Consider the following 600-nt stretch of genomic DNA (forward strand, 5'->3'; position numbering starts at 1 on the left):
CCCCGCGCCTGTCACGATGATCGCCGATTTCCGCCCGTCTGTTCCCCCTGGCGGGCCCGGCTGGCGTTCGGCGGGGCCCGTTACGGGCGGGGCTACTTGATGTTGCCCGCGAAGATCGCCGCCTGGGCTTCCATGGACGGCGCCATCTCCACCTGCAAGTACTGCTGATTCTTCGGCATCTCGCAGGCGACGGTCGCTTTCGCTGTGCGGCCCGGCTGGAGGCGCATTGAGGGCACCCCTTCGAGTCCGCGCTCTGAGTCGAAGATCTGTTCCGATGTGCGGCTCTCGTCGCCGTAGTAGCACATGACGTAGCCGGTCCCGATGTCCACGATGGACTGCGACTTGTTGTTGATCTCGACGGTGAAGGCGACGTAGGGCGTGCCCGATGGCGCGGCCGTGTCGGAGGAAACGCCGCGCTTGTAGTCCGACAGCTGCACTTCGACGCCGTCCTGGTACGAGACGCCGTCCGTCAGTCCCATGACTTTCGGCTCGGTGTCCTCGGGGGTCGGTTCGGGTTCCTCGTCGGCTGTGACCGTTTCGTCGACGGGGTCGCTGGTCTTTGTTGTGGATGCGGTGTTGTCGTCGTCGCGGGAGTTGGAG

General features: G+C 65.3%; 1 protein-coding gene. It reads right to left on the reverse strand.

Annotated elements, in window-relative coordinates:
* Positions 1-92: 92 nt before the first annotated feature.
* Positions 93-600, reverse strand: a 508-nt coding sequence (locus tag B7L92_RS40895) for a hypothetical protein (RefSeq protein WP_081241702.1), incomplete at its 5' end; no start/stop codon positions are given.

This window comes from Streptomyces viridosporus (assembly GCF_002078235.1).
In the GTDB taxonomy this organism is placed as follows: Bacteria; Actinomycetota; Actinomycetes; order Streptomycetales; family Streptomycetaceae; genus Streptomyces; species Streptomyces viridosporus.